At 66.3% G+C, this 26,012-nt stretch carries 22 protein-coding genes, 2 tRNA genes and 1 pseudogene; 16 read left to right on the forward strand and 9 right to left on the reverse strand.

The annotated features are described in order from the left end of the window. Positions 1-229, forward strand: a pseudogene (locus J0M27_RS13500) (DNA polymerase Y family protein); the annotation flags it as partial. Here J0M27_RS13500 and J0M27_RS13505 read toward each other — a convergent pair. The 4 genes from J0M27_RS13505 to J0M27_RS13520 all read right to left on the reverse strand — a co-directional run bounded on the left by J0M27_RS13505 (position 226) and on the right by J0M27_RS13520 (position 7,090). Further along, positions 226-3,837: a PAS domain S-box protein gene (locus J0M27_RS13505; RefSeq protein WP_294992541.1), complete on the reverse strand. Its 3,612-nt coding sequence runs from the start codon at positions 3,835-3,837 to the stop codon at positions 226-228. The pseudogene J0M27_RS13500 and the gene J0M27_RS13505 overlap by 4 nt on opposite strands. Before the next feature lie 364 nt (positions 3,838-4,201). Then, positions 4,202-4,651 (reverse strand): thioesterase family protein, encoded by a 450-nt coding sequence (locus J0M27_RS13510; protein WP_294992544.1) that lies wholly within the window; start codon positions 4,649-4,651, stop codon positions 4,202-4,204. Continuing rightward, positions 4,648-6,183, reverse strand: a complete 1,536-nt coding sequence (locus tag J0M27_RS13515) for a 3-hydroxyacyl-CoA dehydrogenase (RefSeq protein ID WP_294992546.1) — start codon at positions 6,181-6,183, stop codon at positions 4,648-4,650. The genes J0M27_RS13510 and J0M27_RS13515 overlap by 4 nt, the downstream gene beginning before the upstream one ends. A gap of 82 nt (positions 6,184-6,265) precedes the next feature. Beyond that, positions 6,266-7,090: an outer membrane protein assembly factor BamD gene (locus tag J0M27_RS13520; protein WP_294992549.1), complete on the reverse strand. Its 825-nt coding sequence runs from the start codon at positions 7,088-7,090 to the stop codon at positions 6,266-6,268. A 55-nt stretch (positions 7,091-7,145) separates the two neighbouring features. Between J0M27_RS13520 and rluD the strand changes: the two genes are divergently transcribed. After that, entirely contained in the window at positions 7,146-8,081 is a 936-nt protein-coding gene (gene rluD / locus J0M27_RS13525) for a 23S rRNA pseudouridine(1911/1915/1917) synthase RluD (protein WP_294992552.1), read from the forward strand. Positions 8,082-8,090: 9 nt separating this feature from the next. Next, positions 8,091-8,816: a peptidoglycan editing factor PgeF gene (pgeF, locus tag J0M27_RS13530; RefSeq protein ID WP_294992554.1), complete on the forward strand. Its 726-nt coding sequence runs from the start codon at positions 8,091-8,093 to the stop codon at positions 8,814-8,816. A 5-nt stretch (positions 8,817-8,821) separates the two neighbouring features. Here pgeF and J0M27_RS13535 read toward each other — a convergent pair whose 3' ends face one another. Beyond that, positions 8,822-9,046: a hypothetical protein gene (locus J0M27_RS13535; RefSeq protein ID WP_294992557.1), complete on the reverse strand. Its 225-nt coding sequence runs from the start codon at positions 9,044-9,046 to the stop codon at positions 8,822-8,824. Between the two features lie 160 nt (positions 9,047-9,206). On the opposite strand from J0M27_RS13535, the gene phaC reads away from it, so the two are divergent. The 12 genes from phaC to J0M27_RS13595 all read left to right on the forward strand — a co-directional run bounded on the left by phaC (position 9,207) and on the right by J0M27_RS13595 (position 20,068). Beyond that, the gene (gene phaC, locus J0M27_RS13540) at positions 9,207-10,943 is read left to right on the forward strand and encodes a class I poly(R)-hydroxyalkanoic acid synthase (protein ID WP_294992560.1); all 1,737 of its coding nucleotides are present in this window, start codon (positions 9,207-9,209) and stop codon (positions 10,941-10,943) included. An 84-nt stretch (positions 10,944-11,027) separates the two neighbouring features. Then, positions 11,028-11,768: an acetoacetyl-CoA reductase gene (gene phbB, locus J0M27_RS13545; protein WP_294992562.1), complete on the forward strand. Its 741-nt coding sequence runs from the start codon at positions 11,028-11,030 to the stop codon at positions 11,766-11,768. Between the two features lie 79 nt (positions 11,769-11,847). After that, a complete protein-coding gene (locus tag J0M27_RS13550; RefSeq protein ID WP_294992564.1) occupies positions 11,848-12,591 on the forward strand; it encodes a beta-ketoacyl-ACP reductase in 744 nt (247 codons plus the stop codon). A 106-nt stretch (positions 12,592-12,697) separates the two neighbouring features. Then, positions 12,698-13,249 carry a polyhydroxyalkanoate synthesis repressor PhaR gene (phaR, locus tag J0M27_RS13555; protein ID WP_294992566.1) on the forward strand — a complete coding sequence of 184 codons (552 nt, stop codon included), beginning with the start codon at positions 12,698-12,700 and terminating at the stop codon, positions 13,247-13,249. A 1-nt stretch (position 13,250) separates the two neighbouring features. Further along, positions 13,251-14,609: a 30S ribosomal protein S12 methylthiotransferase RimO gene (gene rimO / locus J0M27_RS13560; protein WP_294992568.1), complete on the forward strand. Its 1,359-nt coding sequence runs from the start codon at positions 13,251-13,253 to the stop codon at positions 14,607-14,609. Further along, positions 14,606-16,003, forward strand: coding sequence for an FAD-binding oxidoreductase (locus J0M27_RS13565; protein ID WP_294992571.1), 1,398 nt, complete (start codon positions 14,606-14,608; stop codon positions 16,001-16,003). Before rimO ends, J0M27_RS13565 begins: the two co-directional genes overlap by 4 nt. A gap of 71 nt (positions 16,004-16,074) precedes the next feature. Then, a tRNA-Ala gene (locus tag J0M27_RS13570) sits at positions 16,075-16,150 on the forward strand. A gap of 8 nt (positions 16,151-16,158) precedes the next feature. Continuing rightward, positions 16,159-16,234: transfer RNA gene (locus J0M27_RS13575), tRNA-Glu, on the forward strand. A 90-nt stretch (positions 16,235-16,324) separates the two neighbouring features. Continuing rightward, positions 16,325-17,176 carry a MaoC family dehydratase N-terminal domain-containing protein gene (locus tag J0M27_RS13580; RefSeq protein ID WP_294992574.1) on the forward strand — a complete coding sequence of 284 codons (852 nt, stop codon included), beginning with the start codon at positions 16,325-16,327 and terminating at the stop codon, positions 17,174-17,176. Between the two features lie 133 nt (positions 17,177-17,309). Continuing rightward, on the forward strand, positions 17,310-17,690 hold the full coding sequence (locus J0M27_RS13585) for a VOC family protein (RefSeq protein WP_294992577.1): 381 nt from the start codon (positions 17,310-17,312) through the stop codon (positions 17,688-17,690). Between the two features lie 52 nt (positions 17,691-17,742). Further along, positions 17,743-18,942 (forward strand): MFS transporter, encoded by a 1,200-nt coding sequence (locus J0M27_RS13590; RefSeq protein ID WP_294992579.1) that lies wholly within the window; start codon positions 17,743-17,745, stop codon positions 18,940-18,942. Between the two features lie 13 nt (positions 18,943-18,955). Next, positions 18,956-20,068, forward strand: a complete 1,113-nt coding sequence (locus tag J0M27_RS13595) for an NADH:flavin oxidoreductase/NADH oxidase (protein WP_294992582.1) — start codon at positions 18,956-18,958, stop codon at positions 20,066-20,068. A 29-nt stretch (positions 20,069-20,097) separates the two neighbouring features. Here J0M27_RS13595 and J0M27_RS13600 read toward each other — a convergent pair whose 3' ends face one another. From J0M27_RS13600 to J0M27_RS13615, 4 genes are all read right to left on the reverse strand, one after another. Beyond that, positions 20,098-20,562 carry a DUF3237 domain-containing protein gene (locus tag J0M27_RS13600; RefSeq protein ID WP_294992584.1) on the reverse strand — a complete coding sequence of 155 codons (465 nt, stop codon included), beginning with the start codon at positions 20,560-20,562 and terminating at the stop codon, positions 20,098-20,100. A gap of 72 nt (positions 20,563-20,634) precedes the next feature. Further along, positions 20,635-21,957, reverse strand: a complete 1,323-nt coding sequence (locus J0M27_RS13605) for a sulfatase-like hydrolase/transferase (RefSeq protein WP_294992586.1) — start codon at positions 21,955-21,957, stop codon at positions 20,635-20,637. Beyond that, positions 21,954-23,876: a TRAP transporter fused permease subunit gene (locus tag J0M27_RS13610; protein ID WP_294992589.1), complete on the reverse strand. Its 1,923-nt coding sequence runs from the start codon at positions 23,874-23,876 to the stop codon at positions 21,954-21,956. Before J0M27_RS13610 ends, J0M27_RS13605 begins: the two co-directional genes overlap by 4 nt. 60 nt (positions 23,877-23,936) lie before the next feature. Further along, on the reverse strand, positions 23,937-24,926 hold the full coding sequence (locus tag J0M27_RS13615) for a TAXI family TRAP transporter solute-binding subunit (RefSeq protein WP_294992592.1): 990 nt from the start codon (positions 24,924-24,926) through the stop codon (positions 23,937-23,939). A gap of 131 nt (positions 24,927-25,057) precedes the next feature. Here J0M27_RS13615 and J0M27_RS13620 point away from each other — a divergent pair, with 131 nt between their 5' ends. After that, positions 25,058-25,993 (forward strand): LysR family transcriptional regulator, encoded by a 936-nt coding sequence (locus tag J0M27_RS13620; RefSeq protein WP_294992595.1) that lies wholly within the window; start codon positions 25,058-25,060, stop codon positions 25,991-25,993. Positions 25,994-26,012 lie beyond the last annotated feature (19 nt).

Here is a 26,012-nt window from a genome sequence, read left to right on the forward strand (position 1 = left end):
GTGGCTGCTCGATCCCCCCGAAGCGCTGCGCGAAAACCGCGGCCGCCCGCAACGCGCCGGCCCGCTGCGCCTTGCCGCCGGCCCGGAACGCATCGAATCCGGCTGGTGGGACGGCGCCGACGCCCGCCGCGACTACTTCATCGCCATTGACGGCGCCGGACGCTGGCTATGGATCTTCCGCGACCCGCGCCCGCCGGGCGGGTGGTTCCTGCATGGCATTTTCGCCTAGCCGCTTTCATCAAGCTCCGCCAGCAGCATGGCGAACAGGGCTTGCGGATTCACCGGCTTGATCAGGACGTCGTTCATGCCGGCTTCGATGCAGCGCACCCTGTCCTCGACAAAGGCGTTGGCGGTCAGGGCGATGATCGGTACTTCCCGATAGCCATCGATCGCGCGTATTTGCCGCGTCGCATCCAGCCCGTTGATGTTCGGCATCTGCATGTCCATCAGGATGGCGGCATAGCGCCGCGACGCGCACATCGCCACGGCCTCGGCGCCATCATTCGCCGTGTCCACCGTCAGCCCGACATCTTCGAGCAGGATGCGCGCAATCTCCTGGTTCAGCGGTTCGTCATCCGCGACCAGGACGCTGCGCCCGCCATGCCGTTCGCGGATTCCGGATTCCGCGTCGATACGCGCCAGGGCTTGCCCCGCGACGGCATCGCCACCCTTCATCAGCGTCGCGGTGAACCAGAAACGGCTTCCCTTCCCCTGCGTGCTCTCGACACCCGCCATGCCTCCCATCAGTTCCGCCAGGCGCCGCGAAATGGCGAGGCCGAGACCGGTGCCGCCATACTTGCGCGTGGTCGAATTGTCCGCCTGCTCGAAGGAATGGAACAGGCGCGGCAGGGCTTCCGCGGGAATGCCGATGCCCGTGTCCTCGACCTCGAAGCGGACCTGTATCGAATCGGCGCCCTCACCCTGGCGCAGGGCGCGCAGCGTCACCGAGCCGTGCTCGGTGAACTTGACGGCGTTGGTGGCGAAATTCAGCAGCGCCTGCTGCAGGCGCATCGGGTCCCCGGTGAGCATGGGCGGGAAGGAGTCCATCTCCGTGCGCAGCTCGATGCCGGCCGCGCGGACGCGCTCGAACAGGATCGAACTCACGTTCTCCAGAATCTGGTGGATGGCGACCGGCGCGGCGTCGAGCACGAACTTGCCGGCCTCGATCTTGGAGATGTCGAGGATGTCGTTGATGATGTTCAGCAGGTGCTCGGCGGCGCTGTCGATCTTGTCGAGCCGATCCGCCTGCCTTGGGGTGACGCCGTCGCGGCGCAGCAGGTGGGCCATGCCGATGATGCCGTTCATCGGCGTGCGGATCTCGTGGCTCATGTTGGCGAGGAAGCTGCTCTTGGCGAGATTGGCGTTGTCGGCCTGCTCCCTTGCCGCGACCAGATCGTTGGTGCGCGCGGCGACGATGCTTTCGAGATGATGTCGATGCGCTTCCAGCTCATGCTCGATCTGCTTTTTTGCCGTCACGTCGCGCAACATCGCCAGCAGCCGTCCGTCGGGCATGGTGTTGACCGTGACTTCGGCGGTGAATTCCGAACCGTCCTTGCGCCGGAAGCGCCACTCGCGGGAATACACCTTTCCGGAGTTGATGGTGTCCAGCGCCGGCGCCACCTGTTGAATCTCCTCCGGCGCGACGATGTCGCGGGCATGGCGCCCGATCAGTTCGTCGCGGGCATAGCCCAGCATGCGGCAGACGCTTTCATTGGCGTCGACATAGACGCTTTGATGGTCCGCGATCAGGATGCCGTCGGCGGCGCATTCGAACAAGGCCTGATAACGGTCGCGGCTTTCGCGGCGCTCGGCCTCGCGTTTGAAATTATCGAGCGCAAAGCTGATGTCGCCCGCCATTTCCAGCAACAAGCGGCGAATCTCGTCATCGAAGGCGTCGACATCACCCGAGTAGATCATGAAGGCGCCTACCGGCTTGCCCTCAAGGCGCAAGGGCAGCGCCGCCGAACTGGCCCAGCCGCGTCCGGCGCCGCGTTCACGCCAGGGCGCGGTGCGCGGATCGTTGGCGAAGTCCTTGCACCAGTAGGGTTCGCCATCACGGATGGCGGTGCCCGTGGGCCCGTTGCCGTAGGGGCTGTCGGCGGTGATCGAAATCTTGATCCCTTCGAGATACTCCACGCCCGCGCCATGGGCGGCGACCGGCATGACATCCTTCGTCGCCGCGTCCACCATGCCGATCCATGCCATTTTCATGCCGCCGAAATTCACCGCGTCGCGGCAGATTTGCGGGAACAGCTCGGCCGCGCTGGCGCAGCGCACGATGGCCTGGTTGCACTGGCTCAGCGCCGCGTAAAGCAGGGACAGGCGCTCGATCCGGCGTTCATGATTCTTGCGGTCGGTGATGTCGGCGTGGGTGCCGATCATGCGCAGCGGCTTGCCGGCGGCGTCGCGGGCGATCACCTTGCCGCGGGCGAGCATCCAGCGGTACGAGCCGTCCTTGCAGCGAAAGCGAAGCTCGCGCGCGTAAGTCGGCGCGCGGCCGTCGAAACAGGCCTGGATCTGGTTTCGGGTTTCCGCCAGGTCATCCGGATGGATCAGTTGCAAGGAGGATTCCGGCGTCGCGCCGATGTCGTCCTCGGCATAGCCGAGCAACTCCTTCCAGCGGCGCGAGTAGAAGACGCTTCCTTCCGCCACCTTCCAGTCCCAAAGGCCGTCACCCGATCCGTCGACGGCGAATTTCCAGCGGTCGTCGCTTTCGCGCAGGGCATCCTCCCTGGCGGCGACGACATGCAGCAGCCGGTTGAAGCCGCCGATCAGCTGGCCGACCTCGTCGCTGCCGGCCTGGGCCAGCGCCCGTGGCGGCGTGCCCGACTCGGCCTGGGCGGCGAGCGAGTTCGCCGCCGCCACCATCGGCGCCAATTGCCGTGTCAGCAGCCACCAGATCAGCCCGCCGATCAGCACCGTCAACAGCAGCGCGGCGGTCAGCAGGCGCTGCTGCATGGCATGGATGGGCGCGAATGCCTCGGCGGTTGGGCGCGCGACGGCAACGTACCAGCCGCTCGCCGGAATGCGTTTGACCGCCGCCAGTACCTCGATGCCGCCGGGGTTTTGCAGGATGTCGACACCCTCGCGGCCGTTCACGAAACTGTCCAGCGCCGGGTTGATGCCCGGTGCCGGCAAGGACTCCATGACGCGGCGTGCGTCCGACGAGGTGACGATCAGCCTTTGTGCCGGGGCCACAAGCACCACATAGCCGCCATTTTTCAGGCTGCTGCTGGTCAGTACATCGAGAAAATTCGGCAGGCCCAGATTGGTCACCCCGGCCAGCGCCCCGATGACCTTGCCGTCGGCATCGCGAATCGGCGCGGTGGCACCGAAAACCGGTTTGCCGAGTTTCTTGCCCATCACCGGCCGGCCGAACGTGGTCCTGCCTTCGCGCAGCGCCGCCGCGACGGTGTCGATATCCATGTAGTTGACGCCGATCCGGCCGGCGGAAAGGGGAACTTCCGCGATGGTCGTGCCGTCCGCCGCATGGGCGAGGACGCCGCCGTTGAACAGGCCGCGAAACACCGGGCGCTGCACCAGCATCTCCTGCATTGCGGCAGGACCCTTGCGCAGGCTTGGCGCCGCTGTCTCGGCAACCGTTTCGAGCGCGCGCTGCCGCAGCGTGAGTTCCTGATTGACTTCGGCGGCGATGAAGGACGCGGTGGCGAGCTGCTCGTCGCCCAGCAGGCGCAGCATGTCCGCGCGCAGAACCCGGCTGGCGAAGAACGTCAATCCCCACAGGCTGGCCAGAAACACGGCGAGCATCAGCAGCGTCAGCCGGGACTTGAGCGAATGCCGGGGATTCATGGTGGTGGTGTCGGTTCCGTTTTCCAATGTCGCGTGAACTCCGGTCGCTGCGTGATCCGGCGCATCGCTCGACCCTCGGCGAAAAACGCCGCTACGTTCAACGCTACAGGGAAAGCCCGCCATCGGAGTTGACCGCTGTCAAATCGGGTGTTGTCGCAGCTACGCTACGCGAGGAAATGCCATGACGCTGGCTGGTAGGGGTCTGCTCGGCCTGACGGCAAGGCGCCGGAGGCTTAAGCTGAACTCCCGAGAGTCACGCAATGATCCAGCTTGAACGGGAGCCGCAGCTCCCGTTTTTGCTTCTTGAACTCCACCGCATTTGCCGGATCGGGGTCTGCGCGACGCCCCGCCGCTCCCCGGCGCCGTGTCGCCGGCGCCGACTTTTGCAGCCCTACGCGCCGCCACCCGCTTCCCAAGCCTCGATCGTCGCGCGCAGCTTTTCCGGCAGGGGACGCGAGGTCTGGCTTTCCGGGTCGGCGTGCACATAGACCATTTCGCCGCTGACCAGCCTTTCCTCGCCGCGGAACACGGCCATTTCGAAGCTCATGCTGGAGTTGCCGAGTTTGGCCGCGCGCACGCAAACCGCCAGGACGTCGTCATAGCCGGCCGGGGCGTGGTAATTGAGCAGGCTCCTCACCGCGAACAGGTCGCCGCCGCTGCCGGCGATGGCCTCCGGGTAGGGCAGGCCGATCGCGCGCCAGTACTCGGTGATGCCGATGTCGAAGTAAGTCAGATAATGACCGTTGAAGACGATGTTCTGCGGATCGAGCTCGGCCCAGCGCACCCGCAGCGGATGACGCAGGCGGAAGGCGGTGAGCGGCGAGGGCTCGGGTGGCTTCAAGTCGCTTCGGTCAGTAGGGAGACGCCGAGCAGGGCGCGGCGCTTGAGCCAGGGGCTGGGGCGGTAGCGCGGGTCGCCGTAGAACTTCTGCATGGCTTCCAGCAGGTCGAGCACCAGCTTCGGCTTCAGCGCGTCGCCGAAGGCCAGCGGGCCCTTCGGGTAGCCCAGGCCGAGAGTCACGGCGCGGTCGATGTCGGCCGGGCTGGCGACGCCCTGCTGGGCGATGTCGCAGCCGATGTTCACGATGCAGGCGACGATGCGCTGGGCGACGAAGCCGGCACTGTCGGCGACCACGCTGACCGGCGTGCCGTCGGCGGCGAACAGCGCATGGGCGGCGTCGCGCATCGCGGCGCCGGTGAGCGGCGTGGTCATCAGGTTGCGCCGCGCGCTCTTGCCGGCATCGATGCCGAACAGGCAGTCGATGGCGACGCAGCGTCTGGGGTCGAGGCCCTGTTCGACGCAGGCGCTGGTGGCGTCGCCACCCAGCGGCGTGACGATGCACAGCGCGTCGGGGCCGGGCAGGTAGTCGGTCTCGACTTCGACGCCGGCGGCGGCGGCGATCTCGCGCAGCACGTCGGCCCATTCCGGATGGGTCTGGCTGACCCAGACTCGGGCCGGCAGGGCGGTCGGCGCGGGCGGCTCGGCGACGACCGCGGCATCCTTGCCGTAGTCATAGAAGCCGCGCCCGGTCTTGCGCCCCAGCACGCCGCCGGCCAGCCGCTGGGCGGCGAGCGGCGAAGGCCGGTAGCGCGGCTCCTGGTAGTACTGGTTGTAGATCGATTCCATGACCGGGTGCGAGACGTCGAGCCCGGTCAGGTCGAGCAGCTCGAAGGGCCCCATGCGAAAGCCCGCCAGCTCGCGCATGATGCGGTCGATGGCACGGAAGTCGGCGACGCCTTCGCCCAGCACGCGCAGGGCCTCGGTGACGAAGCCGCGCCCGGCGTGGTTTACGATGAAACCCGGTGTGTCCTTCGCCCGCACCGCCGTATGGCCCATGCGGCGGCCGAGGCCGAGCAGGGCATCGCAGGCCCAGGGCGCGGTGAGCAGGCCGTCGATCACCTCGACGATCTTCATCAGCGGCACGGGATTGAAGAAGTGGAATCCGGCGACGCGCTCGGGCCGGTTGCAGGCGGCGGCGATCGAGGTTACCGACAGCGAGGAGGTGTTGGTGGCGAGGACGCAATCGGCGGCGACGATGTCTTCCAGTTGCTGGAACAAAGCTTTCTTGACGTCGAGGTTCTCGACGATGGCCTCGACGATGACCTGCGCCGAGGCGAGGCCGTCGAGGCGCGCGACGACTTCCAGCTTGCCCGCTGCGGCGTCAAGTGCGTCCTGGGTGATCTTGCCCTTCTCCGCGAGCTTGGCCAGCGTGCCGACCACGGCTTCGCGCGCGTTGGCGGCGGCGCCGTGCAACGCGTCGTAGAGCAGCACGCGGATCCCGGCCTGCGCCGCGATCTGGGCGATGCCGCGGCCCATGGCGCCGGTGCCGACGATGCCGATGCAAAGATCGGGGGACTGGATATCTGGGGACATGGGTTTCCTCTGAGAGGGCGGGGGAGGATGTCGCGCGTCGCGGGCGGGATGGCCGGCGCTCAGGCGGCGCCGGCGGCCGGGATCACCAGAGCTTCCACCACGGCACGGCGCGGTCGAGGCCCCGTTCGTAGTAGACGCTCGTGGGGAAGTTCTTGCGCATCACGCGTTCGGCATCGTCGCGCAGGTCGTTCATGCCGAGCAGGTCGTAGGCCTTGACCATGACGAACAGGGCTTCCTCGTTGGCCGGGGCATCGGGATAGGTCTTGATCGCGGTCTGTGCGCGGTTGATCGCGGCGATATAGGCCTCACGCTTCATGTAGTAGCGGGCGACGTGGACCTCGTGCGAGGCCATGGCATTGACCAGGTATTTCATGCGCGCCGTGGCGTCCGGCGTGTAGCGGCTTTCCGGGTACTTGGCGACCAGCGCCTTGAAGGCCTCGAAGGAATCGCGCGCGGCCTTGGGGTCGCGCTCGGTCAGGTCCTGCATGCTGATGTGGCCGAGCAGGCCGAGGTCCTCGTTGAAGTTGGCGAGGCCCTTCAGGTAGTAGGCGTAGTCGACGTTGGGATGGTTGGGATGCAGGCGGATGAAGCGGTCGCAGGCGGCGATGGCCGAAGCCCGCTCGGCCTGGCGGAAGTAGGCATAGGCGACTTCGAGCTGCGCCTGCTGCGCGTAGCGGCCGTAGGGGAAGCGCGCTTCGAGTTTCTCGAAATACTTGATCGCCTTGTCGTAGGAGCCGTCGGCCATGGCGTTCTTGGCTTCGCTGTAGAGGCGGTTGGCGGACCAGCTCGCGGTTTCGTCGATCACGTCGGGCAGCAGGCCGCAACCGCCGAGCAGGGTGCTACCGGCAGCCGCGCCGAGGAACACGATGGGGGCGAGCGCCCGCAGGAATGCCGCTACACTACGCATGGTGAAAACCTCGCATGAATTTCCGGCCGATTATAGCCGAAGCCCCGTCCCGCCCTTGACCCGCGCGGCCCTCGACGTGCCAGCGGAATGCGCCGGCTGGCGCCTCGACGCGACCCTCGCCAAGCTGTTTCCCGAACACTCGCGCAGCCGCCTGCAGGGCTGGCTCAAGGACGGCCTGATCCGCCTCGACGGCGGCAGCGCGGAAGGCAAGCGCAAGGTGTACGGCGGCGAACGCATCGAGTTCGACATCGCCGACGCCGTGCCGCCGGCGCCGACTCTTGCGGAGTCCGCCGAGGACATTCCGCTCGAGGTGGTGTTCGAGGACGAACAACTGATCGTCATCGACAAGCCCGCCGGGCTGGTGGTGCATCCGGGCAACGGCAACGCCTCGGGCACGCTGATGAACGCGCTGCTGCACCACGCGCCGCAGCTGGCCGGAGTACCGCGCGCCGGCATCGTGCACCGCCTCGACAAGGACACCAGCGGCCTGCTGGTGGTGGCGAAGACGCTGACCGCGCAGACTGACCTGGTGCGCCAGTTGCAGGCGCATACGGTCAGCCGCCATTACCTGGCGCTGGCGCTGGGCCGGGTCGAGCGCGACGGCATGGTCGATGCCCCGCTCGGGCGGCATGCGATTCATCGCACCAGGATGGCCGTCGTGCGCGCCGGCGGCAGGGAGGCGCGCACCCATTATGCGGTGCTGGAACGCTTTGCGAGGGCAACCCTGCTCGAATGCCGGCTGGAAACCGGGCGCACGCACCAGATCCGCGTCCATCTCGCCTCGCTCAAGCATCCGCTGGCCGGCGACGCCGTGTATCGCGGCAACAAGTGCGGCGACGCGCGGCTCGACGCCTTTCCACGCCAGGCCCTGCACGCCCGGCGACTCGCGCTGCGGCATCCCGGGAGTGGCGCGGAGATGGCCTGGGAAGCGCCGCTGCCGCAGGATTTCGCGCAATTGCTCGCTGAACTGCGACGCGATTCGGCGCAGTGACCCGGCGCCGTGAGCGACTTCATTTTTCCTGACTGGCCGGCGCCGCGAGGCGTGGGCGCGCTGTCGACCACACGCGCCGGCGGCGTCAGCACGGCACCGTGGCAGGGTTTCAACCTCGGTGACCACGTAGGCGACGATCCTCAGGCCGTGGCCAGCAATCGCGCGCGGCTGCGCCGCGAACTGCCTTCGGATCCGGTGTGGCTGAAGCAGGTGCATGGCACGCGCTGCGTCGATGCGGCGCGGGCGGCGCCCGGCACGGAGGCCGATGCCAGCGTCACTCGCGAACGCGGCGTGGTCTGCGCCGTGCTGGTCGCGGATTGCCTGCCGGTGCTGCTGTGCGACGACGAGGCGACCGTGGTCGGCGTCGCCCATGCCGGCTGGCGCGGGCTGGCGGCGGGCGTGGTCGAGGCGACGGTGGGCGCCATGGCGGTCCCCGGCGAACGCCTGATGGCCTGGCTCGGTCCCGCCATCGGGGCGCAGGCCTTCGAGGTCGGCAACGAGGTGCGGGAGTGCTTCCTGGCCGTCGATGCCGCGGCGGCCGGGGCCTTTGTCGCCGCGCCGGGCGGCAAATGGCTGTGCGACATCGCCCTCCTGGCGCGCCAGCGGCTATCGGCGCTGGGAATTCGCCGTATCGCCAGCGCCGACGCTTGTTCCGTGGCCGACGCGACGCGCTACTTTTCCTACCGGCGCGATGGCGTCACCGGGCGCATGGCGAGCCTGGTCTGGCTGGAATAACAGAATTACTCGTCGGCCGGCCTGACGGGAACCTCGGGCGCGGCTTTTGCCGCCTCGGCTTCCTTGCTCGCCAGGTTGCGCCGCCGCTGGGGCGTGCCGAAAAGCCATAGCAGCAGCGCCAGCGGCGCCAGGCCGTAAAAGGCGAAGGTGAGCACGCCCGCGGTGAGATTCGGCTCGGTGGCGGCCATCAGCAGGGTGACATAGAGCCACCCGATCGCGACTACGTACATGCGCCGATTCTAGGGCAGGGAAGGGTGCATCCAGCTTGACAGCGGTTATTGTGCAGTGCAAAATAAAGATAGAATTTTTTGGGGTTGTGGCCTCTGCAACTGACGCCGACCGGACGGCCGTCGGCCTGTGCCGGAACCACCGTTGTTCTCAGGAGTCCGTATGCCGTTTCCCACCGATCAGAACGCTGCTTTCCAGGCCATGTTCCAGGCCGGAAATTCCATGGCTCAGGGCTTCAGCCAGTTTCTGGCGGACCAGCAGCAGAAAATGGCGGCGTCGCAACAGGGAGTGAATCCCGCGGCATGGAGCGCGGAGTCGGAAGCGCTCAAGACGCTGCAGCAGGAATGGATGGCGCGCCACGCCCAACTCTGGCAGGGCATGCTGGGCAAGGCTCCGGGCCAGGAGGCGCCGCAGGTCGCGAGTGCGCCGGCCGGCGACAAGCGCTTCGACCACCCGGCGTGGACCGAGAGCCCGATCTACGACTACCTGCGCCAGGCCTACCTGATCAATGCCGAGTACATGAAGCGCATGGCCGACGCGGCGCCCGTGGCCGATGGCCAGGCCAAGGACCGCATGCGCTTCATGACGCGACAGATGGTCGATGCCATGGCGCCGTCCAACTACCTCGCCACCAATCCGGAATTCGTCAAGACCGCCCTCGAAACCAAGGGCGAGAGCATCCAGCGCGGCATCCAGAACCTGCTGCAAGACATGCAGAAGGGCCGCATCTCGATGACCGATGACACGGCCTTCGAGGTCGGCCGCAATCTGGCGATCACGCCGGGCGCGGTGGTGTATGAAAACGAGCTGATGCAGCTGCTGCAGTATTCGCCGACCACCGACAAGGTCGCGGCGCGGCCCTTCCTGATGGTACCGCCCTGCATCAACAAGTACTACATCCTCGACCTGCAACCGGAGAACTCGGTTGTCCGTTACGCCGTCGAGCAGGGCAACACGGTGTTCCTGGTTTCCTGGAAGAACGTGCAGGCGGACCAGGGGCACCTGACTTGGGACGACTATATCGAGAAGGGTGCGCTGCAGGCCGTCAAGGTGGTGCAGGAGATCTGCGCCGTCGACCAGATCAATGCCCTCGGCTTCTGCGTCGGCGGCACCATCCTCGCCTCGGCCTTGTCCGTCGCGGCCCTGCGCGGCGAAAGCCCGGTGGCATCGCTGACCCTGCTCACCACGCTGCTCGACTTCGCCGATTCCGGCGAGATCGGCTGCCTGGTGGACGAAACCGCGGTGCAGGCGCGCGAGGCGACGATCGGCAAGGGCGGACTCCTGCGCGGCGCCGAGCTGGCGCAGGTATTTTCTTCGCTGCGCGCCAACGACCTGATCTGGCAGTACGTGGTGGGCAACTACCTGAAGGGCAACAAGCCGCCGGCCTTCGACCTGCTCTACTGGAACGCCGACGCGACCAACCTGCCGGGCCCCTTCCTCGCCTGGTACCTGCGCAACATGTACCTGGAGAACAACCTGCGCGTGCCGGGCAAGTTGCAGATGTGCGGCGTCAAGGCGGACCTGGGCCGCGTGGACATGCCGTCCTTCATCTATGCCAGCCGCGAAGACCACATCGTGCCGTGGAAATCCGCCTACCAGAGCCGCAGCCTGCTTGGCGGTGATACGACCTTCGTGCTCGGCGCCTCGGGCCACATCGCCGGCGTCATCAACCCGGCGACCAAGAACAAGCGCAGCCATTGGCTGAACGACAGCACCACGGCGAACGCCGACGAGTGGTTCGATACCGCGACCGAAACCAAGGGCAGTTGGTGGCCGGTGTGGGCCGACTGGCTGAAAAGCCATGCCGGCGGCGAAGTCCCGGCGCGCGTGCGCCTGGGCAGCAAGTCATACGCACCGGGTGAGCCAGCGCCCGGAAGCTACGTGAAGGAAAAAGCATAGTTAAAAAGCCGGCGCCTGTGCGGGGCGCAGTCGTCGGCGATGCAATCGAAGCCCCGACCCAACAACAATCGAGAGGAGTAGAACATGCTGCGAGTAGCACTGGTAACGGGCGGAATGGGTGGTCTTGGTGAAGCAATCTGTATCAAGCTGGCGGCGCTCGGGTACAAGGTGGTCACCACCTACAGCCCCAGCAACACCAAGGCCAGCGAATGGCTGCGCACCATGAACGACATGGGCTACGGCTTCAAGGCCTATCCCTGCGACGTCGCCGATTTCGATTCCTGCAAGGCTTGCGTTGCGCAGGTAAGCAGTGAAATCGGTCCGGTCGAGGTGCTGGTGAACAACGCCGGCATCACCCGTGACATGACGTTCAAGAAGATGACCAAGGCCGACTGGGACGCGGTGATCCACACCAACCTCGATTCCACCTTCAACATGACCAAGCAGGTGATGGACGGCATGATGGAGCGCGGCTGGGGTCGCGTCATCAACATCTCCTCGGTCAACGGCCAGAAGGGTGCCTTCGGCCAGACCAACTACTCGGCGGCCAAGGCCGGCATGCACGGCTTCACCAAGGCGCTGGCGCTGGAAGTGGCAAAGAAGGGCGTGACGGTCAATACCATCTCCCCGGGCTACATCGGCACCAAGATGGTCATGGCGATTCCGCAGGAAGTGCTCGACAGCAAGATCCTGCCGCTGATCGCCCAGGGTCGCCTCGGCAAGCCGGAGGAAGTCGCCGGCCTGGTGGCCTACCTGGCTTCGGAAGAGGCGGCCTTCGTCACCGGCGCCAACATCTCCATCAACGGCGGTCAGCACATGTATTGATCGCCACGGTCCGACGGCAGCGGCTTGCAGCGCGCCGTCGGTCCGCACGGTTTCATTAGTCATATAGGAAGCAGCAATCATGGCAAAAAAAATTGCATTGGTAACGGGAGCAATGGGCGGACTCGGCACGGCAATCTGCAAGGCCTTCGTCGACGATGGCTACACTGTCGTTGCGGCCTACCACCCGGAGTTCGACAACAGGGACGAATGGCTGAAGGAAATGGCCGCCGCGGGCTACAAGGATTTCGCCTGCGTCGCCGGGGACGTCTCGAAACTGGAGGACTGCCAGCGCATGGTGGCTGAAGCAGAGGCCCAGGCCGGCCCGGTCGACATCCTGGTGAACAACGCCGGCATCACGCGTGACAAGTTCTTCGCCAAGATGGAAAGGGACCAGTGGGACGCGGTGATCAATACCAACCTGTCCAGCCTGTTCAACATGACGAAGCAGGTCTCCGCCAAGATGGCCGAACGCGGCTGGGGCCGCATCATCAACATCTCCTCGGTCAACGGCGTCAAGGGCCAGGCCGGCCAGTCCAACTACTCGGCGGCGAAGGCGGGCGTGATCGGCTTCACCAAGGCGCTGGCGCAGGAACTGGCGGCCAAGGGTGTCACCGTGAACGCCGTCGCGCCGGGCTACGTCGCGACCAAGATGGTCATGGCGATCCGCGAGGACATCCTCAAGGGCATCGTCGACACCATCCCGATGAAGCGGCTGTGCAAGCCCGAGGAGATCGGCGGCATCTGCTCCTATCTCGCATCCGACCTGGCGGCCTACATGACGGGTGCCACGCTCAACATCAACGGCGGCTTGCATTACAGCTGACCTTGCCGGCGGCAATGCCGTTCCGGTTCCTGCCCCTCGGCAGGGCCGGAACGGGTCCGCAGTGCCTTGGTAGTAAAATGGGTTTACTGAGGGAGGGGAGTTAAAGATGGCCACACAGAGCCGACTCATAAAGAAGTACCCGAATCGCCGCCTTTACGACACCCGCACCAGCACCTACATCACGCTGGCCGATGTCAAGGAACTGGTGTTGGGACATGAACCGTTCCAGGTGGTCGACGCCAAGTCCGGCGACGACCTGACGCGCGCGATCCTGCTGCAGATCATCCTTGAAGAGGAAGCCGGCGGCGCGCCGATGTTCTCATCCGACCTGCTGTCGCAGATGATCCGTTTCTATGGCAACGCGATGCAGGGCATGATGGGGAGTTACATCGAAAACAACATCAGGTCTTTCACCGAGGTCCAGGCCAAGTTGAAGGAGCAGGCCAAGTCGCTCTATGGCGAAACCAGCGGCGACAGCCAGGATCTCTGGGCCCAGTTCCTCAAGTTCCAGGGACCGGCGATGCAGCACATGATGGGCGCCTACGTCGAGCAGAGCCAGAAGATGTTCCAGCAGATGCAGGACACCATGCAGGAACAGACGCGCAAGATCTTTCCCGGCATCTATACCAAGCCGGACGAGAAGGCCGAAAAGAAGTAAGTTGGCGCGACGTAAGGCCAAGGCGCCAACCGTCGGCTTCGTCTCGCTCGGCTGCCCCAAGGCGGCCTCGGACGCCGAGCAGATACTCACCCGCCTGCGCGCCGAGGGCTATGCGATCTCCGGCACCTACGACGGTGCCGACCTCGTGGTGGTGAATACCTGCGGCTTCATCGACGCCGCGGTCGAGGAATCGCTCGACGCCATCGGCGAGGCGCTGGCCGAGAATGGCAAGGTCATCGTCACCGGCTGCCTCGGCGCGAAGAAGGATGCCGCTGGGAATGAAATCGTGCGCAGCGTGCATCCGAAGGTGTTGGCCGTCACCGGCCCGCACGCGACGCAGGAAGTCATGGAAGCCGTGCACGCCCATCTGCCACCCGCGCACGACCCCTTCGTCGATCTGGTGCCGCCGCAGGGCATCCGCCTGACGCCCGACCACTACGCTTACCTGAAGATATCCGAAGGCTGCAACCATCGGTGCAGCTTCTGCATCATTCCCTCGCTGCGCGGCGACCTGGTGTCGCGGCCGATCGGCGAGGTGCTGCGCGAGGCCGAAGTGTTGGCCGCGGCCGGGGTAAAGGAGTTGCTGGTGATCTCGCAGGACACCAGCGCCTACGGCGTCGACGTCAAGTACCGCACCGGCTTTCACGGCGGGCGGCCGGTGAAGACGCGTTTGCTCGAGCTGTGCCGCGAACTCGGCAAGCTCGGCCTCTGGGTGCGTCTGCACTACGTCTATCCCTATCCCAGCGTCGACGACCTGATCCCGCTGATGGCCGAAGGGAAGATCCTTCCCTACCTCGACGTGCCCTTCCAGCACGCCAGCCCGCGCATCCTCAAGCTGATGAAGCGACCGGCCTCGGCCGAGAAGGTGCTCGACCGCATCGCCGCCTGGCGCCGCGAAGTGCCGGACCTGGCGATCCGCTCCACCTTCATCACCGGCTTCCCCGGCGAAACCGAGGCCGAGTTCAACGAACTGCTCGATTTTCTCGATGCGGCACAGCTCGATCGCGTCGGCGCCTTTTCCTATTCCCCGGTAGAGGGCGCCGGCGCCAATGCGCTGCCCGGCGCGCTGCCCGACGCGATCCGCGAAGAGCGCAAGGCGCGCCTGCTGCGCCACCAGGAAGACATTTCCACCCAGCGTCTGGAACGCATGATCGGGCGTCGCATCCAGGTGCTGGTCGATGACATCGACGAGGAAGGCGTCATCGCCCGCTCGCAGGGCGATGCGCCCGATGTCGATGGCCTGGTGTACATCGCCGACGGCCATGATCTGGAGATCGGTGAATTTGCCGAGGTGAGCGTGATCGATTGCGATGTGCACGATCTCTACGCGCAACTGGGCCCGACCATCGCCGTACCGTGAGCGCCGACTTTCAGGATCGTTTGCGCGGCATCGTCGGTGCGTCGCGCGTGCTGACGCAGGCGGACGACGTGGCCCCCTTCTGCACCGACTGGCGCGGCCGCTACACCGGCAACGCGCGTTGCGTGGTGCTGCCCGGCAGCACCGAGGAAGTTGCCGCGGTGGTCGGCGCCTGCGCCGACGCCGGGGCGAGCGTTGTGCCGCAGGGCGGCAATACCGGGCTGTGCGGCGGCGCCACGCCGATCGGCGGCGAGGTGGTGGTGGTGCTGACGCGCCTCAACCGCATCCGCGCCATCGATCCCGACAACAATTCCATCACCGTCGAGGCCGGTTGCACCCTGCATGCCGTGCAGGAAGCGGCGCGCGAGGCCGACCGGCTGTTCCCGCTCTCGCTCGCCGCCGAAGGCAGCGCCACCATCGGCGGCAACCTGTCGACCAATGCCGGCGGCGTGCAGGTGCTGCGCTACGGCAACGCCCGCGAACTCTGCCTGGGCCTGGAAGTGGTGCTGGCCGACGGACGCGTCTGGAACGGGCTGCGCGGCCTGCGCAAGGACAACACAGGCTACGACCTCAAGCAGCTTTTCATCGGCGCCGAAGGCAGCCTGGGTCTGATCACGGCGGCGACGTTGAAGCTGTTTCCGCGCCCGCGCGCGCGGGCCACGGCCTGGGTGGCGGTGCCCGATCCGGCCGCCGCCGTCGCCCTGCTCGGACGCCTGCGCGATGTCGCGGGCGACAATGTCACGGCTTTCGAGATCGTCGGGCGGCCGGCGCTGGAACTGGTGCTCAAGCACATTCCGGGCGCGCGCGATCCGCTCACGGACAAGCCCGAATGGCAAGTCCTGATCGAGCTTTCCGGCGCCCGCGCCGACCTCGCGGCGACGCTGGAGTCGGCGCTCGACGCGGCGGCAGACGCCGCCGTGATCGCGGATGCCGTGGTCGCCGCCAGCGAGGCGCAGACTGCCGCGCTCTGGGCCCTGCGCGAGAACGTTTCCGAAGCGCAGAAGATCGAGGGCATCTCGATCAAGCACGACATCGCCGTGCCGGTGTCGCGCATCGCCGAATTCATCGCCCGCGCCGATGTCGCCCTGCGGGCGGCCTTCCCGGCGGTGCGCATCGTTTGCTTCGGTCACATCGGCGACGGCAACCTGCACTACAACCAGTCGAAGGCCGACGCCGAATCCAATACTGAATTCATTGCCCGCACCGGCGCGGTGAACCGCATCGTGCACGACCTGGTGCATGAACTGGGCGGCTCGATATCGGCCGAGCACGGGCTGGGCCAGCTCAAGCGCGAAGAAATCCTGCGTTACAAGAGCGACACCGAAATGGCACTGATGCGCGCGGTCAAGCAGGCGCTCGATCCGCGCGGCCGGATGAACCCCGGAAAGCTGCTCTGAGACCGTGCTGAATAGTCCCGAAAAACGCTTTACAGGCCCGGTCCGCCTCCCTATAATGCGCGCTCTCTTGTGGGGGTATAGCTCAGCTGGGAGAGCGCTTGCATGGCATGCAAGAGGTCCGCGGTTCGATCCCGCGTACCTCCACCAAACGATAAGTCCCTATCGTCTAGAGGCCTAGGACAATACCCTTTCACGGTATGAACCGGGGTTCGAATCCCCGTGGGGACGCCACAAAAAGAAAAGCCACCCCCCGGGGTGGCTTTTTTTTCCGGGATGTGCGCGGCGAACTTCAACGCAAGATGGGCGAAGCAGAAGGATTCCATGATCGACCTTGATCACCTGCGTACCTGGGTTGGACACACGGAGTCGGCGGAGGACATCGTCGCACCGTCGAAAGTCGCGGCCCTGGCCGCCACGCTGGACCGCGACGATGCCTGGCCGATCGCTGGCGATCCGCTGCCGCCGCCATGGCACTGGACGCTGTGCCTGCCGGCGGCACGCCAATCGGCGATCGGGCCCGACGGCCATCCGGCGCGCGGCGGCTTCCTGCCGCCGGTGCCCCTGCCGCGCCGCATGTGGGCCGGCGGCCGGCTGAGCTTCCCGCAGGCGCTGCGGGTGGGCGAGCGCGTGGAGCGTCGCTCGCGCGTGATGTCGGTCGAACACAAGAGCGGACGCAGCGGCGACCTGGTGTTCGTCATGGTGCGCCACGAGTTCCATGGGCCGGCGGGGCTGTGCGTCACCGAGGAACACGACATCGTCTATCGCGACCTGCCGGCAGCCGATGCGGCACCGCCAGCCTGCCAGCCGGCGCCCGCCGGTGCGGCCTGGGAACGGGAGATCGTCCCCGACGACGTGCTGCTGTTCCGCTACTCGGCGCTGAGCTTCAACGGCCACCGCATCCACTATGACCGCCGCTACGTCACCGAGGTCGAGGGCTATCCCGGCCTGATCGTGCACGGGCCGTTGATCGCCACGCTGCTGGTCGACCTGCTGCGCCGGAACCTGCCCGGGGCGACGATCGCCGCCTTCGCGTTCCGCGCCCTCAAGCCGGTGTTCGACATCGCGCCCTTCTTCGTCTGCGGCCGGCCCGAGGCCGACGGCAGGGCCGTCAGGCTGTGGGCCCGCGACAGCGAGAACCACCTGGCCATGGACATGCAGGTGACTCTCGCCTGAGAATCGGGAATATGGAAATGATCCAGAAGGACGATGCGGCCTGCCGAGCGATCCGCGCAGCGGTGGGCCAAGCTTGCGCGCATCGCCGCGACGACGGGATCGGCGGCTTCGTGCCTATCGTCATGCGACGGCCATGAAGATCGACCGCCTCGACCACCTGGTGCTGACGGTGTGCGACGTCGACGCCACCGTCGATTTCTACCAGCGCGTGCTCGGCATGGAGCCGGTGAGTTTCGGTGCCGGCCGGCGCGCCTTGTCCTTCGGCCGGCAGAAAATCAACCTGCATCCCGCCGCCGCGCCGCTGAAGCCGCACGCGGCGCAGCCCGGGCAGGGAACGGCCGACCTCTGCCTGATCGCGGCGACGCCGCTGGCCGAGGTGATCGCCGAACTCGCGGCGCAGGGCATCGCCATCGAGGAAGGCCCGGTGCCGCGCACCGGTGCCACCGGCCCCATCCATTCGGTGTATTTCCGCGACCCGGATGGCAACCTGATCGAAGTCTCCAACTATCCATGACCAACAGAAAATCGCCGTACCGCCAGCGCCGACTCTTGAAATGGAGCCTGCGATGAGCGAAGCCGTCACTCCGCAAATCAAGCGCAACGTCGGCCTGCTCGCCGGCTGCCAGGCGCTGCTGCTGTGCAATGGCGTGACCCTGATCGCGGTCAATGGCCTGGCCGGCGCCAAGCTGGCGCCGACGCCGACGCTGGCGACGCTGACCGTCACCGGCTATGTCATCGGCACGGCGCTGATGACGCTGCCGGCTTCCTGGTTCATGAAGCACTACGGCCGCCGCGCCGGCTTCATCGTCGGCGCCCTGCTCGGCATTCTCGGCGGCCTCACCTGCGCCGTGGCGGTGAGCATCGGCAGCTTCTGGCTGCTGTGCCTGGGCACGCTGTGTGCCGGCACCTACAACGCCTTCGGCCTGCAATACCGCTTCGCCGCCGCCGACATGGCGCCGGCCGACTGGAAGCCGAAGGCGATCTCCTGGACGCTGGCCGGCGGCATCCTCGGCGGCTTCATCGGCCCCTGGGCGGGCAAGATCACGCGCGACATCTGGGCCGTCGAGTTCGCCGCCACCTATGCTTCGCTTTCGGTCTTCGCGGTCGTCGCCCTGCTGATCGCCAGCCGCCTGCGGGTGCCGGAAATGGCCGATGCCGGGCAGCAGGGTTCGGGCCGGCCACTGCCCGAGATCGCCCGCCAGCCGGCTTTCGTCGTCGCCGTGCTGGCCGCCGCGCTGGGCTACGGTACGATGAACCTGCTCATGGCGGCGACCCCGCTGGCGATGGACATCTGCGGCCTGCCCTTCGGCGATGCCGCCTTTGTCCTGCAGTGGCATGTGCTGGGCATGTACGGGCCGTCCTTCTTCACCGGCAGCCTGATCAAGCGCTTCGGCGTTCTCAGTATCCTGATGGCCGGCGTGGTGCTGATGTTCGCCTGCATTGCGCTGGCACTTTCCGGCGTCACGCTGATGCATTTCTGGTGGGCGCTGTTCCTGCTCGGTGTCGGCTGGAACTTCCTCTACATCGGCGGCACCACGCTGCTGACCGAAACCTACAAACCGGCCGAGCGCGCCAAGGTGCAGGGCGGCAACGACTTCCTGGTCTTCGGCGTGCAGGCCGTGTCCTCGCTCTCGGCCGGCGCGCTGGTGCTCGGCGGCGGCTGGTACACCCTGAACCTGTACGCCATCCCCGCGGTGATCGTGATCTCGATCGGCGTCGGCGCGTTGATGCTGCACCGCCGGCGTCTGGCCGCCGCGCATCCCTGAACCGGAGCCTGTCATGTCGTCACTGTTTTCACCATTCTCCATCGGCCGCATCGCGCTGCCCAACCGCATTGTCATCGCGCCGATGTGCCAGTACTCGGCCGAGGAGGGCAATGCCAACGACTGGCACCTGATGCACTACGGCAAGCTGGCGCTGTCGGGCGCCGGCCTGTTGATCGTCGAGGCCACTGGCGTCGAGCCGGAAGGACGCATCACGCCGGGCTGCCTGGGCCTGTGGAACGACGCCAACGAAGCGGCGCTGCAGCGCGTGGTCAACGCGGCGCGCAAGATCAGCGGCATGCCGCTGGCCATCCAGCTTGCCCATGCCGGGCGCAAGGCGTCCAGCCACAAGCCTTGGGACGGCGGCCAATTGATCCCGCCGACCGAGGGCGGCTGGTCGCCCGTGGCACCCTCGGCGATTCCGCATGCGCCGCAGGAGGCGCCGCCGCAGGCACTTGACGCGGCCGGCCTGGAACGCATCAAGCATGCCTTCGTCGCGTCAGCGGAGCGGGCCCTGCGCCTCGGGTTCGATGCCATCGAACTGCATGCGGCGCACGGCTACCTGCTGCACCAGTTCCTTTCGCCGCTGGCCAACCGGCGCGACGATGCCTACGGCGGTTCGCTCGACAAGCGCATGCGCTATCCGCTGGAAGTGATCGATGCCGTGCGCGCGGCGGTGGCGGGGCGCTGCGAACTGGGCGTTCGCGTCTCGGCCACCGACTGGGTCGAAGGCGGCTGGGACATCGAGGAATGCATGGTGTTTGCCGCCGCCCTGCGCGAGCGCGGGCTGGGCTTCATCCACGTGTCCAGCGGCGGCGTTTCACCCATGCAGAAGATCGCGCTGGGGCCGGGTTACCAGGTGCATCTGGCCGAGCGCATCAAGCGCGAGACCGGCCTGCCGACCATCGCCGTCGGCCTCATCACCGATCCGAAGCAGGCCGAAGGCATCATCGCCTCTGGTCAGGCCGACATGGTCGCCCTGGCGCGCGGCATCCTCTACGATCCGCATTGGCCCTGGCATGCCGCCGCCGAACTCGGCGCCACGGTGAGCGCACCGCCGCAGTATTGGCGCTGTCCGCCGCGCGGTCTGGAGAAGTTGTTCGGCGAGATCCGTACCGCGCAGCGCTGACCCTGTCCGGATCGGCACGCCCTGCCGACTCAAACCACGAAAAAGCGCATTCGCACCTGGCTGGGCAAGCGCATGCCGGTGCCGACGAAAATGCGTTCGGACAGCCAGGCGAAGCGCGGTGCGGCCGTCTCGAAGCTGGGGCTGCAGCGGAAGTAGATCAGCGAAGGATCGACGGGCTCGCCCCTGGCCAGGCGCTGCATGTCCTCGGGCGCGCCGGCGCGGACGGCCCGGTTCTGCACATAGATCAGCTCGCCGCTGTCCAGCTCGAGCGTGTAGCGAGCGTCCAGTTCGGCCATCCGGTCGTTGACGATCAGTTGGAAGTCAGCTCCACCGGGCAGTACCCGGGCCCGCCAGCCGTCGCCTCGGGCCTCGCCACCGACTATCGGAATCAGGCGCCGCCGCCCGTGTACCGCAAGGCCGATCTCCTGGGCTGCGGAGACTTCGACCGCCAGGTCGGCGAACCAGGTCAGGTGGGGGGTCGGTAGTTCTTGCATCTGCGTGCCGTCCTGGTTCGAAGTCCGTTGGTGATTGGCGACCGAAGCATTTCGCGAGGCTGAACAGGCAACCTATCGCTGCGGCATGTCCTTGAGCGAATAGCCGAGGCTTACCGTGGCGTCGGGCGGAATCGGCGGAATGCTGTCGTTCCAGGCCAGCCATTGTTCGCGCATACGCGCCATGCGTTCGGGTTCGCGCTTTGCCCGGTTGGCGCGCTCGCGGGCATCCGCGGTGATGTTGAACAGGTATTCGTTGTCGTCCACCTTGAGGTACTTCCAGTCGCCGATGCGCAGTGCGCGCTGGCTGCGGTGATTCATGCGCCAGTACAGCGGCCGTTCGAAGTGGTGTCCGGCGTCGCGCAACACGGACTGCAGGGAGATGCCGTCCAGCGGGTAGTCCGCATGGGGCTGGCCGCCGCCGAGTTCCAGCATCGTCGCGGACCAGTCCATGGTCATGCAATGCTGACGGCTGACCGCCCCGGCCGGAATGGCGGCCGGCCAGTGGGCGATCCAGGGCACGCGGATGCCGCCCTCGGTGAGATCCATCTTGCCGCCCACCAGCGGCCAGTTGTCGCTGAAGCGTTCGCCGCCGTTGTCACTGGTGAACACCACGAGGGTGTTCTCCGCCAGACCGTGCCTGTGCAGGGCGTCCATCAGCCAGCCGATGCCTTCGTCCATGTGATGGATCATGCGCCGGTAGCTGTGGATGTTGCCCCCGTCGAGGTGGAACAGGTTCTTCGCCACGTCCGGAGCGATGTGAGCGTCGTCGCGGGTTTCCCAAGGCCAGTGGGGCGCGGTGTAGTGCAGGCTGAGGAAGAAGGGAGTGCCGGCCCTGGCGCCATCGGCCATGCGATTTACATAGTCGACCGCGCGTAGCGAGAAGATGTCCGTCAGGTAGCCGACTTCCTTGTGTCCGTCCTCGCCGAGGTAGAGGTCGTGATCGCCCTTGGGTGAGCAATGCGTAAAGTAATCCACGCCGCCGGCCATGATGCCGAAGAACTCGTCATAGCCGGATCGCAGCGGGCCGAAGGCCGGCGGGTAGCCGAGGTGCCATTTGCCGACCAGTGCGGTACGGTAACCGGCGTCGCGCAGCAGCGAGGGCAGGGTCGGCAAACTGGCCGGCAGGCCCAGCTCGGCATTGCCCTTGCTGCGCGAGTTGATCGGCTCCTCGAGTGCGCCGCGCAGGCGGTACTGGTAGCGCATGGTCATCAGCGCAAAGCGCGTCGGCGAACACACCGGCGAATTTGCGTAGCCCTCGGTGAATCGCATGCCGCCGGCCGCGAGCCGATCGATGTTGGGCGAGACGTTGCCGAACTGCGCCTCGCGGCCGCCATAACAGCCGAGGTCGGCAAAGCCGAGATCGTCCGAGACGATGTAGATGATGTTGGGCTTCATGTCTGAAACTGTTGCCGACGAGAGTGAACAAACCGGTGCTGCGCCAGCAGCACGACCGAAAGCGCGATGCCCGCCCAGGTGATGCCATCGCCCGGGGCCAGCAGCAGGACGCTGGCAAGCAGGCGCAGCACGACCTGCCACCAGGGTAGCGGCCCCAGCTCATACAGGCTCAGGGCGCTGGCGCACATGTACATGGCGAAGGCCAGGGCCACCAGTATCTGGATGTAGGCCGGCCAGGTGAAGATGGCGCCGGCTTCCTTGACCGTGAGCAGCAGCGGGTCGTAGGCAAAGGCGAAGGGGATCAGGAAGATCATGATGCCGATGCGGGAGGCAACCACTGCCGTGGCGATGGGTTTGCCGCCGGAAATCGAGGCCGCCGCGTAGGCCGCGATCGCCACCGGCGGCGTGATGGCCGAGGCGACGGCGATCATGAATACGAACATGTGCGCCGTCAGCGGCTCCAGTCCCAGCGACTGCATCGACGGCACGGCGATCGCCGCCACGGTGAGATAGGCGGGCAGGGTCGGCATGCCCATGCCCAGCAGCGTGCAGCCGGCGAAGACGACCAGCAAGGCGACGAACAGCGACTGGTTCAGGGCGGCATCCATCAGCACGCCGAATTTCACCGGCATGCCGGTGGCGGAGAGCGTCGAGATCACGATGCCGATGGCCGCGATGGCAGTAAGCAGTTCGGCAAACGTCGCACCGCCGTTGCGCAGGGCGGTGATCAGCAAATGGGGCCTGGCGCGGATTGCCGGATTGATGAAGCTGAGCGGGAACAGCAGCACGATGGCGGCGATCGAGGCGCCAGACGCGGAAGCACCGGCCACCAGCAGGATCACGATGAGAATGAGGGGGCCGAAGATCAGGACCATGTTGAGGTAGTCCTGCAGGCTGGGCTCGGCGATGCCGGATGCGGACGCATCGGCCTGGATGCCGAGCCTGCGCGTCTCGAACATGATCATCAGGAACAGGCTGAGGTAGTAGGCGATGGAGGGGATCAGGACGGCGACGACCACGGTCAGGTAGCTGACGCCGACGTAATCCGCCATGACGAGGGCTGCGGCGCCCATGATCGGCGGCATGATCTGTCCGCCGGTTGATGCCGCCGCTTCCACCGCGCCGGCGAATTCCCTGGTGTAACCGCGCTTCCTGATCATCGGAATGGTGACCACGCCCGTGCCGACGACGTTTGCCACCGCGGAACCGGACACAGTGCCGAACAGGGCTGAAGCCAGTACAGCGGCATGGGCCGGGCCGCCGGCGGTGCGCTTCATCAGCGCGAAGGCGATACGGATCATCGAGTCGGCAGCGCCGACACCATCCAGCACCGCGCCAAGGACGATGAACGGAAACACCGTGGTGATGACGATGGCGAAGGTCGCGCCGAGGATGCCGGTGTCCAGGCTGTACCAGAGGTTTTGCGCCAGGAGTTCGCTGAGGTCACCCGGTATCGTTGCCAGCGGCCCGGGCCAGTAGGGGCCGGTTATCAGGTAGATGACGCCGAGGATTCCCAGCAGGGCGACGGCGCTACCCCAGATGCGCCAGCAGAAAAACAGCACCGCGGCACTGGCGACGACCGCCACGGTCGCCTCATAGGCGCCGAAGAGGACCATCGCGTCGTTCAAGCTGATGCTGACCCGGTAGAAGGAGACGCTGGCCCACATCAGCACCGCGACGCTGATCGCCGATGTCACGGCGAGCCAGATGCCGGGCGCCTGGCCGCGCGGACCGCGCACATTCAGGCCGACCACCGCCACGCACATGGCGAAGAAGCTGGCGCGGAAGAGCTCCATCGGGAATGGCCCCAGGCGGAAGCTGCCAACCGCCGGCATGACGTTGGCGAGACCGTAGAGCGACACCGCCAGCGCCAGTGCGTAGGTGATCCCCTTGTGCAGACGACCGAGCCAGGTGGACATCCTGATGGACTCCTCGTGGGTTTGCCCGGCGGGTCGCACCGGGCAACAGGGTGGAAGGGCTTACCTGGGCATCAATTCGGCGGGTATCCTGATGCCGGCTTCCTTGTAGTAGCGGGCGGCGCCGGGGTGCAGGGGCGCCGTGACGCCGATGAAGGGGTCGTCGCCGGGCAGGTCGCGTAGCAGGGCATTGCCTTTGGCCAGTTCGTTGCGGCTTTCGATGTAGGACTTCGTCAGCTTGTAGGCGACATCATCGCTGAGGTCCTTCTTGGCCATGAACATCATAACGGTCTTCCACACCGGTACGTCGGCGTCATCGTTGACGCCCTTGTAGGTGCCCTTCGGGATCACGCCCATGACCATGCCCAGGTCGGCCGGCGGCATGGCATCCGCCGGCAGCGGCAACAGGCGGATTTTCCTCGCCAGGGACAGTTCGGTGACGACGGCGCTGCCCGTACCGCCGGTCAATACATGCACGTCGAACTGGCCATCCTGGAAGCTTTGCGTTGACACGCCCCAGGGGGCCTTGATGCCCTCGAAATCCTTGCCCGCCTCGTAGCCGGAACCACGCTTGACCAGCGCTGTGATCTGGGCGTTCGCCGCACCCGCCGGCGGCCCGATATAGACCCGCTTGCCCTTGATCTTTGACCAGTCGGAAATGCCGCTGTCAACTGTAACGATGACATGGTAGCTGCTGGCGGTGAAGCCGAACAGGGCACGGGTCTTCTCGGCGATTGGTTTGCCCTTGTCGCCCATCTGGGCATAGGGCCCCCTGCCGGCGAGCAGGTCGGCGTAGGCCGAGGGCGGGATCACGGAGGTGTCCAACCCGCCCTGGCCCAACTTCAGCAGCGATTTGGTCAGCGTCTGGCCCAGCGCCAATTCCACGTCCACGCCGGCCTTGGACCAGATCGGCGCCATCGACTGTGGCAATAGGCCCGTGACGGCGCCCGCAGTGGCCGACTCCATGGATACTTTGGCGGCCCAACCGGGCGCACTGGCCGCCAGACCGAGCGTCGCAATTGCCAGGGTGCGCCTAAGATGAGCTGTATTCATGGTTTGGTCTCCTCTGTTATGGGTCTTTTGTGTCGCGCGGTGGCCGTGACGACCGCTGCCTTGAAAGCAGTTTAGGTTGCAATTGTTATAGAGTAAAATTCCGATTTGTCGTCCCAAACAAAAGAAAACGTATGGATCCGCGACACCTGATGCAACTGGCCGTCATTCTCGACAAGGGTTCCATCACAGCGGCGGCACAGCAGTTGCTGCTGACCCAGCCGACGCTGACACGCAACATGACCACCCTGGAAATGCAGGCTGGCGCCCAGTTGTTCAGCCGCAGCCGCTTCGGCGTGCGCAGTACGCCACTGGGCGAAGGCCTGGCCCGCATCGGCCGCTCGCTGGCCCGCCAGATGCAAGCCGCCAACGAGGCGGTCGCCCGCCATCGGCTTGGCATTCATACGCAGTTGCGGCTGGGTGCCGGGCCCTTGATCGGCATGGCACTGGTGCCCGGTCTGAGCGAGCGCGTGCTGCGCGATCACCCCAATCTGGCGCTCAGCGTCACCACGTCGCGCCCGTCGGCTCTGATGGAGCAATTGATCGATGGCGACCTTGACGTGATCATCGCGCCGGCGGTGTTCGCCCAGGTGCCGCCGGGGATAGACCGCCAGCGCCTGTGCGAGGACGTTATCTCGGTCTTCTGCGGCCCGGGGCATCCCCTGGCACAAGTGCGCAATCCCTCGGCCGAGGAGCTCAGCGATTCCGAATGGATGAACGTTGGCACCACCTCGCCGTTCCAGAACTCCGAACTCGAGTTGCTTCGGAGAAGCGGCATACGCCGGACACGGACGCAGTTCGCCACGGTGGGTGACGCAGTGATCCTCCTGCAGGTGCTGATGCGGGGCCGGCATCTCGCCGTCCTGCCGCGGATGCCCTTGCGCCTGATGGCGCAGACCTATCCCTTCATCGAGCTCGCCATCCCCGCGGGTCCGACGCAGCGGGACCTGTACATCTGGAGCCGTTCGGAACTGCGCGCCGAACCGGGCTTGTGTGCCCTGGCCGGGATAGCCCATGAACTGGTGGCACCGCACGAGGGTCCCCTCGGATTGCAGTCGACACTGACCTGAACCCGGACGGTGACCGGCG

It is taken from the genome of Sulfuritalea sp. (genome assembly GCF_017302275.1).
Lineage (GTDB): Bacteria > Pseudomonadota > Gammaproteobacteria > Burkholderiales > Rhodocyclaceae > Sulfuritalea.